This window comes from Flammeovirga sp. AWQ4_249 (genome assembly GCF_056161045.1).
Window position 1 is genome coordinate 1 of the sequence record NZ_JBSWYJ010000087.1, and the last position, 6,453, is coordinate 6,453.

Here is a 6,453-nt window from a genome sequence, read left to right on the forward strand (position 1 = left end):
AGTAGAGGCACTCTTTATAGTGACTCACGAACCATCTATGTCTTATTAGGAATTATATATACAAAATCAGAATCTTTCATTGAAAAAATACTCACCCATTAGCCCATGACTTCAGTCATGGGGGATGAAAGTATTACGTTTAAAATTTGAATTGAAAGTATGTCCTAAAGTAGAAGCACTCTTAATATTGACTCACGAACCATCTATGTTTTATTAGGAATTATATATACAAAATCAGAATCTTTCATTGAAAAAATACCCACCCATTAGCCTATGACTTCAGTCATGGGGGATGAAAGTATTACGTTTAAAATTTGAATTGAAAATACTTTTTAAAGTAAACGCACTCTTAATATTGACTTACGAACCATCTATGTTTTATTAGGAATTATATATACAAAATCAGATTCTTTCATTGAAAAAATACTCACCCATTAGCCCATGACTTCAGTCATGGGACTACAAACAGAGGAATATTAAACATTCTAATAATCATTTCCCATTTTAAAACTTATAGGTAAGACCAATCTCTGAGGTATTGGAGTCCCTTGATGAGTTGCCGGTTTCCATTTTGGTGAAAGTTTCATCAGTCGAATACTTTCATCACCACAACCTCCACCAATATCTCTTACTACTTTAATATCTTTCAAAGTGCCATCAATATCAACGGTAAATTGTACATAGACTTTTCCTTCAATTTCTTTATCTATTGCTTCTTGTGGATATTTTTGATTCCTATCTATCAATTTATAAAATGCACCCATACCACCTGGAAATGTAGGACCTGTTTCAGGATAATCCCATATAGTGAAATCGTCGTTTTGCGGTTTAATAGAAGTCAATTCCTTTGAACAAGAAATCAATAATAGAGATAGAAAAATTAAGACTGTTTGTTTTAAGTTCATGTTTAAATATAATAAATCATCTGTGAAATACATTTCATTTGTGTGGTTTAATATTAGTCATTTTAAATTAGCAATGTTTAAATAATAGACATTATTGTTATTCAATGTTAGCAGTATACGTAACTCTAATCACTTGCATGTCTAAAAATATAAACATATTAAATCATTCAAATGACTGTATTACAAGGCTTAAAAATAAATGAATAAAAAATGATCATTTAATTTGTTTAAATAATAAACATTGCATAAATTTGAAATATCAAATAAAGAAAAAGTATTTTAAAGAGATATAGAGTATTAAAATTTAAACAGAAATAACTATGAAAAATGTTGTAATAGCCTTGATAATGATGATTTCGATGAGTTTTACAAATAATGCTATTTCGGAAACAACTCACCCAGCTAATGATACTAATGAGACTCCTCAACTAACAGAGATGAAAGAAAAAAGAGTAGTAGCACATAGCTATACTATCAATGTTGGAAGAGGTGCTACATTTTTTGGCATCTCAAAGCAATTATCAAAAGTTTCAGGTGTGAATTGGACATGGGAACTTGTTGATCGTGTAAAAGACTCTCACCAAATGAAATATGGAAAAGAAGTTTTAAAGCCTAATCATAAGTTTATCGTATCCCTTTAGAAATCAATCATACATTCGATATATCATAGGTAAAACGAAAATAAACTAAATCGACTTTGCAAGCTTAACGACGATTAGGGACGGGTATATTCCGTCCTTTTTTTATGATCAAATTTTTCTTTTTTTTCTAAAGACTTTACAATCTTCACCCATCTATAAAAATTACTCAAATAATTTACACTTAATAATAATGTGATACCCATTAAAGTGCTGATTAAAACAATACCGTTGACATTAATATAATCCGTTAATAAATAAGCATTTACTACTAAAATCAAACATGAACTAACATTTATGATAGTACTTTCAAAATGTGATAGACCAACTTTTAACAGTAAATGATGAAAATGCTCTAGGCTGGGTGGTTATGTGATGAACCCAAATGAACTAGGAATGCTCGCAGTGGTAGGAGTAGCATGTGTTTTTTGATTTATCAAAAAAACAAAATGTAGTAATCAATAGTTTTGCTCTACTTTTACTACTCATCTGTATACTGTTAACCTCTTCAAGGTCATCAATAGTTAGTTTACTTCTAGTACTTTCTTTATTCATTTTTAAAATGAAATATCCTGTTTTGAAAATAGTACTTGCTCTTGGGATTCTTTCTCTCATTACGATGTTGACTTATTTTGTGATTTTGAAAAATGGTGATTTCCATCATCTTGAAGAGCTGTATACTTTAACGGGACGCATACCTTTTTGGAAAGCATTGATAACTGAGGGCTTTACGAAGGAGCCTTTATTAGGATATGGTTTTATGCGTATCAATTATTATGATACATTCCAATCAATCAATACTTATGCAGGAAAAATGACTCATAATACTTTCCTACAAGTACTCATGAATTTAGGTTTAATGGGTTTTCTATTAGTACTGTTTCAATTGATTACAACCTTACATTCTATATCTAAATTACTGACCGAATATCGATTATTATTTTTTGCATTATTAGTTCCATTATTAATTAATTCACTGACCGAATTCGGGATCTTCGGAGAAAGTAATTACGCTATTTTATTTTATCAATTTATCATTTTTTACTCTTCCTCTTTTCATAAAGGCTATCTAACAACGGCTCAAACAATAAGAATTAAGAGACACAAATTGATTAGTCATGAATAATATTAATGAGATAGTAGAGAATGTTGTCAATAGCTTCCCAAACAATACAACAAAACCTTGTAAAGTACAAGTTTGTTATCTTTTGAATAATGACAATTCCGTTCGTTGGATTTGGAATGCCAAAACTTCCTCTCCAATATTTCTAAAATTCTATTCAGCTACTAACTTTAAATCTTCGTTATTTGTCTATGTAATACGCTTGATTTACCTTTTAGGAGTAGAAAAGTTCAGTTTCAAAACAAAAAAAATCACACTAAATAGTACACCTCAAAATTTTAATATTCATGATGATTGGGGACTCTTTACAGGGACTATTGGACCAAATAATAAAATGTTTCTTTACACAAACGAGGTCTTTTATAAAATAGCATCAACAGGATTATCTATTGAAAATCTAAAGAATGAAGTTCGGAATATTCAATTTTTAAAAGCTTAAAATATATTAACCTTAATACCTAAAGCGAAAAGTATATCTGAAAAAGTAATCCAATTATCGGATATATCTTACATGGAATCAAGGACTGTAAATTTCACTAAAAGCCATCTTAACTTCATAAATGAACTTTATCAAACGAAAAACAATTCTATAACTATACAAGAGTGGGATTGGTTGGAATCTTTAAAAAATAACATTTTAGATCTTAAAGATGACCCATCATTACCAATAGGAATAATTAGAAAACTAAGAAATATATACAATGACTTAGAAAGAGATGAAAACATAATTCTACAATTTAATCATGGCGATTTCACACCTTGGAATTGTTATTTTAGGAGTAATACACTTGGCGTTTACGATTGGGAATTAGGTAATGATACAAGAAGTTTAGGCTTTGATTATTTCCATTTCAAAATTCAAACGGGAATTTTAGTTGAAAGGTTACAATGGGATAAAATCTATCTATCTACCTAAAAAGATGCAATCAACTTAAGAATGGATAGAAAATTTTGGTCTTCAAAACATTAAATAATCGTTATATCTATCTATTCAATAAATTATCGAATAAGAGAAAAGAAGTTTTTAAATCCACTAAAAATATACAAATAGAAACCACATTATCCATCATTTTACAAACCCTAAAAGCTAAGTTTTGAAGAAACTGTTAGCCTATATTATTCGGAAGAGAAACCCTAATTTTACATTTGACCCAAATCTATCAACCTATAGTTTATTACAATTTATACTTATACAAATAGTTAGGATTATTCGAGGATGTAAGACATTGCTTTTTTTGAGCGACCCAAAATGGATGTTGAGAAGTGAAGGCGTGACTTTCTTTAATATCTATGGTATAAAATGGTGGAAGTTATTGAAAGTTGGAAAGTATACGCACTTGAGTGGTTTAGGTGAGCATGGTTTGCAAATGGGAGATCATGTAAGTATAGGAGCGTTTAGTCGATTGATTGTATCCACAACCTTAAATGATACAGGGGAAGGGATTTTGATCGGCAACAATGTAGGAATGGGAGAGTATGCATATCTCGAAGGTGCAGGAGGCTTAGAAATCGGTGATAATTGTATCATAGGACAATATTTTAGTTTTCACCCAGAAAATCACAATTATACTGATCCAACTACTTTAATACGATTACAAGGGACTTCAAGAAAAGGAATTAAGATAGGTCAGGATTGTTGGATTGGAAGTAAAGTAACAATAACTGATGGAGTAAATATAGGAAAACATTGTGTTATCGCAGGGGGGAGTGTAGTGACAAAATCATTTCCGGATCATGTGATAATTGGTGGAGTTCCCGCTAGGATTATTAAACATATTTAAGGTCAAGTTTCATGAGAATTTTAGTAACCTGTTATGCTGTCAACCCCTACAAAGGTTCTGAAGATGGAATCGGTTGGAATTGGATTATTCAGATAGCAAGAAATCAGGAAGTTATAGTGATCACGAGAGAGAATAATGAAAAAAATATTGAGAGGTACATGAAGGAAAACCCTTCTGAAATCTATGAAAATATAGAATTTCAATATTATGATCTTCCTGCTTGGATGCGCTTCTGGAAAAAGAAAGGGAGAGGAGCAATGCTATATTATTATTTATGGCAAAGAGGAATAGTACGTTTTATTATTAGAAAACAATTCCGTTTTGATATTTCTCATAACCTTAATTTTTGTAATGATTGGACACCAAGTTTTTTATGGAAATTAGAAGAACCTTTTGTGTGGGGACCTATTGGTCATCATGATAAAATACCTAAACAATATCTCGCAAAATATCCCAAAAAGCAGCTTTTTTCAGATCGTTTACGATGGGCTGTAAAAAAATGGTTCTGGAAATTTAGTCCTAATTTAAAGAAAACGAGAAATTTGGCTTCAGCGATTATCATGCTGAATTCTAGAGTAAGTAATGTTTTGTCAATCAATGTGGACAATACTAAAAACTTCCAAATGCATGCGTGTTCCTCAGAAGAAAATATACCAAAAGAAAATACTATAGATGAAAAAATAGTATTAAGTGTCGGTAGAATAACGGCCTTAAAAGGATTTGATTTAACCATTCAAGCTTTTCAAAAGTTTTTGGACCGGACGCCAGAGTATGCTCGTACACAATATGAATTAGTGATCATTGGATCGGGTGATGCAGAATGCATGATTAAAAAAATGGTGAAAAAAGAACACCGTTTTAATATTAGATTTATCAATTGGATAGAAAGAGAAGAATTAAAAAAGTATTATAGAATTGCCTCAGCATTTTTATTTCCTTCCCATGAAGGCGCTGGTATGGTTGTTCCTGAAGCCTTGTCTTACAGTTTACCAGTAATCTGTTTGGACAATGCAGGACCTGGAGAATTTATCAATGAAGATTGTGGTTATAAAGTACCACTTACAGATTATGATCATACCATAGACGGATTAGCCAAAGCTCTAGACCACCTTTTTAATACAAAAGGAGAGCTTCAAAAGAAACAAAAAAATGCTTATGCTTACTTTATGGAACATTTGACTTGGCATGCAAAAGGTGATTTTATAAAAAAGATATATACCAAAATCTATCATGAAAATTATATCAACTCACCTACTGAATGATTTTAGTGGAAGCCCAAAAGTTTTAAGACAAGTTATCGAAACATTTCTTCAAAAAGGATATAAAAACCAGCTATTTGTATCTGGTGGAAAACAAGGTTTTTTGACAGAAATAAAAGGTTGTAAGATTACAAACTATCCTTATACCTTCAAGAAAAATAAATTTGTAAGACTTTTTCAAGTTTTAAAAAGTCAACTAATTTTAGCCATAAAAGTATTCTTTTCTTTAAAAAAGGATGACATTATTTATGTCAATACTTTGTGGCCTTTTGGCGCAGCAATCATGGGTAAATTGTGCGGGCATAGAGTAATTTATCACTTGCATGAAACGTCAATAAAGCCAGCTATTTTAAAAAAGTCTTTATTTTTTATCTTAGATAAGACTGCTTCTTAAGTCGTTTACGTATCAAAATTTTTAGCAAATAAAGAACCTTTAGCGAAAAAACAACACATCATCTATAATGCATTAGATCGATCATTTTTAGCGGAAAGAGATAAATATATAAAACAGCAAACACGTAAAAATGTACTAATGCTTTGTTCTTTGAAACGATACAAAGGAATATATGAATTTATAGAAATTGCAACTCATCTTCCTCAGTATCCATTTGATCTCGTCATCAATGCAACACAAGCACAAATAGAAGAGGAATTCAAAGAACTACATCTTCCCCAAAACCTACAGATATATCCTTCTCAATCCAACGTTCATCCTTTTTATAGACAAGCCAAAGTTGTAATTAATTT

Annotated in this window: 8 protein-coding genes and 1 pseudogene; 8 read left to right on the plus strand and 1 reads right to left on the minus strand. The window is 30.7% G+C overall.

Annotation, left to right across the window (positions count from 1 at the left end; all coding sequences use genetic code 11):
* Window positions 1-485: 485 nt before the first annotated feature.
* Entirely contained in the window at window positions 486-905 is a 420-nt protein-coding gene (locus tag ACXAHM_RS26015; RefSeq protein ID WP_474967009.1) for an energy transducer TonB, read from the minus strand.
* Between the two features lie 320 nt (window positions 906-1,225).
* Here ACXAHM_RS26015 and ACXAHM_RS26020 point away from each other — a divergent pair, with 320 nt between their 5' ends.
* From ACXAHM_RS26020 to ACXAHM_RS26055, 8 genes and pseudogenes are all read left to right on the plus strand, one after another.
* Window positions 1,226-1,546: a hypothetical protein gene (locus ACXAHM_RS26020; protein ID WP_474967010.1), complete on the plus strand. Its 321-nt coding sequence runs from the start codon at window positions 1,226-1,228 to the stop codon at window positions 1,544-1,546.
* Window positions 1,547-1,964: 418 nt separating this feature from the next.
* Window positions 1,965-2,669, plus strand: a complete 705-nt coding sequence (locus ACXAHM_RS26025; protein WP_474967011.1) for an O-antigen ligase family protein — start codon at window positions 1,965-1,967, stop codon at window positions 2,667-2,669.
* A complete protein-coding gene (locus ACXAHM_RS26030) occupies window positions 2,662-3,105 on the plus strand; it encodes a hypothetical protein (RefSeq protein ID WP_474967012.1) in 444 nt (147 codons plus the stop codon). Before ACXAHM_RS26025 ends, ACXAHM_RS26030 begins: the two co-directional genes overlap by 8 nt.
* A gap of 72 nt (window positions 3,106-3,177) precedes the next feature.
* Window positions 3,178-3,582 (plus strand): hypothetical protein, encoded by a 405-nt coding sequence (locus ACXAHM_RS26035; protein ID WP_474967013.1) that lies wholly within the window; start codon window positions 3,178-3,180, stop codon window positions 3,580-3,582.
* 319 nt (window positions 3,583-3,901) lie between these two features.
* Window positions 3,902-4,447 (plus strand): acyltransferase, encoded by a 546-nt coding sequence (locus ACXAHM_RS26040; RefSeq protein ID WP_474967014.1) that lies wholly within the window; start codon window positions 3,902-3,904, stop codon window positions 4,445-4,447.
* Between the two features lie 11 nt (window positions 4,448-4,458).
* Entirely contained in the window at window positions 4,459-5,709 is a 1,251-nt protein-coding gene (locus ACXAHM_RS26045; RefSeq protein ID WP_474967015.1) for a glycosyltransferase family 4 protein, read from the plus strand.
* Entirely contained in the window at window positions 5,678-6,100 is a 423-nt protein-coding gene (locus ACXAHM_RS26050; RefSeq protein WP_474967016.1) for a hypothetical protein, read from the plus strand. Before ACXAHM_RS26045 ends, ACXAHM_RS26050 begins: the two co-directional genes overlap by 32 nt.
* 150 nt (window positions 6,101-6,250) lie before the next feature.
* A pseudogene (locus ACXAHM_RS26055) lies at window positions 6,251-6,453 on the plus strand (glycosyltransferase family 4 protein); the annotation flags it as partial.